The 2,219-nt window shown below is 31.2% G+C and carries 3 protein-coding genes; 2 read left to right on the top strand and 1 reads right to left on the bottom strand.

Going from position 1 to position 2,219, the window contains the following annotated elements; translation table 11 throughout:
• A partial coding sequence (locus SORDD16_RS05115; RefSeq protein ID WP_164966490.1) for a hypothetical protein occupies positions 1–277 on the bottom strand: 277 nt, incomplete at its 3' end.
• 173 nt (positions 278–450) lie between these two features.
• Between SORDD16_RS05115 and SORDD16_RS05110 the strand changes: the two genes are divergently transcribed.
• Both SORDD16_RS05110 and SORDD16_RS11800 read left to right on the top strand, forming a co-directional pair.
• Positions 451–1,674: a hypothetical protein gene (locus tag SORDD16_RS05110; RefSeq protein ID WP_061452594.1), complete on the top strand. Its 1,224-nt coding sequence runs from the start codon at positions 451–453 to the stop codon at positions 1,672–1,674.
• A gap of 128 nt (positions 1,675–1,802) precedes the next feature.
• On the top strand, positions 1,803–2,219 hold a 417-nt coding region (locus SORDD16_RS11800; protein WP_241733995.1), incomplete at its 3' end, for a DNA cytosine methyltransferase.

Raw genomic sequence — 2,219 nt, 5'->3', positions numbered from 1 at the left:
GGTTTGAAAAAACTTTTTCCAAACGAGCGATGAGACTACATTCATTATCAATCCAACGAACTAACTCATTGTGTGACATTCGGTCAATACCTGAGTCGTATGCGATAGATAGTGTTATGAACGAAACGACATCTTGTCCATACCAAAGCTCTCTCAATTCAGTTGGTACATTTTCAAAATGCCAGTCATTACTAATAAGTTGATAAGCTGTGTTTCCGTAATTTATCAACCGATTAGCACGTAATTCACGAAGCTTTTGCTTCAAGTTTGTAATCATAAAGATTACCTCCAGAGTATCTAGCTAGCTTGTTCTCCGCTAGCAGGAGATGAGAACTAGAAATCGATACTGATTTCTTTATGATTTAATTATATCGTGTTATTTTTGAAAAATTCAGGAATATAATGTATAATTTAAACTGAAATTATCCGTTTTTTGGAAAGAGGTATAATATGTTCAATAATTTAATTCAATACTATTTAAAGAGCGCACAGCTAAGGATTAACAATCGTATAGATGCTATAAACGAAGAACGAACAATCTTAAGAGCTTCAGGGGACATTAGATATAAGGAATTAAGAGCTATTAGAAATACTCATTTATATAGTAATAAACCCAGGACTATTAAAGAAATTAGAGAAGGGAAACCCGAGATTTTAATAGATAAATTATCGGTTATAGTTGCTGAGTCATTGATAGATAACTTAAAATTAAAACCTGATTTTAATTCATATTCTTCTAATAAAAATGATGAGAACAATATGAAAAAGAGCAACTTTGAATTTGTTTCACTTCAAGAGTTGCTCTGGGGATTTGATTATGATTACACAGAAGTGGACAAGTTTAATTTCTTTCTGAACCTATTTTTGGATTTAGAGATAGTTGCTGAGTACTCTTCATTTGTTCGCAAGATACTGATAGATTATGTTCCATATGCAAGATATATTGCTTTGGAAAAAGCAGTAAGTGAAGACTGTGAATTTGGCTCAATGTTTGCTCCTGATTATAAAAATGACAATATAGATGTTTTTGCAGAATCAGTATTTGCTTTTTGCTCATCGAATGCTTCGGATGAAATGATGTCGAGATTTAGTAAATTCTTACTGACTCCATTTACGTATGAGTCTAAAGATGAAAATGGAAGATATCTTAAAAAAACAGTAGTAGTTAATTTTCAAAATTTTGAACAGGCATTTAGTCAAGTTTTAAGTCACATACTTGAACCACTAGATGGTGTTGAAACATATCGCTCTCTAGGAAAACGTGCATATGATATTATTATGGATGACTTTAAAATTGATTCAGATTTAACGTATTATAGAATGAGCAGAAGTCCAGAATCTTATGGTTATTATTTAACTGCATCAGAAAAACCTGATATAGATGTTTTATCGGAATTGTTAGAAGCTAGCGAAATCTATATTGAAAAGTTAATGCATTCTCAACGGGATTTTTATGGAAATATTGAACAATTATATTTTGAAAGTGGTATGTTTTCGAATAACGCTACTCCATATTTTTCAGAAGAAAGATTTTATAAGATGGTAGATGAAAAAAATCGGGAAAAAATTGAAGAGGAGTACAATAAATGGAGAATGAATGAGTTGCACGAAGAAGAGATGCAAAAGATATTGATTGAAGAGTATATTGAAAAGCAAAAAATAACTAAAGAATAAATGGTTGTTCATTTTTTGAGCTATCATCGATCTTTATTTTACGGATAAATAATTGAAAAAAAACATTTTTTTATCAAAAAGATGATATAATGGTTTTATATTACGAATAAGGAAGTAGGGAAGAAAATATGCAGGGTGGTACACGCAAGGGAGCGGGAAGAAAACCAGTTTCTGATAAAAAAAAGATGAAAAATATTTATCTAACTCAGCGTGAGATTGATGCAATTGCTTCACTTGAGCTTGATTACTGTAAGAATTTTAGTCAAAAGTGCTCCGAGCTAATTAAAATAGGAATAGACACAAAAATGAACACTAAAAAGAAAACTACTTCAAATAATACAATTAAGTTTATCGACTTATTCGCAGGTATTGGTGGAATCCGAAAAGGATTTGAGGATAAGAACACAGAATGTGTTTTTAGTTCTGAATGGGATAGATATGCTTCTAAAACTTATGAAGAGAATTATGGCGAAAAACCAAATGGGGATATTACTCAAATCAATGAGAAAGATATCCCAGACCACGACATTCTTTTAGCAGGCTTT

This window comes from Streptococcus oralis (assembly GCF_001578945.1).
Classification (GTDB): domain Bacteria; phylum Bacillota; class Bacilli; order Lactobacillales; family Streptococcaceae; genus Streptococcus; species Streptococcus oralis_Q.
The sequence above is the reverse complement of the archived record's forward strand: the minus strand, read 5'-3'. Positions and strand labels throughout refer to the sequence as shown.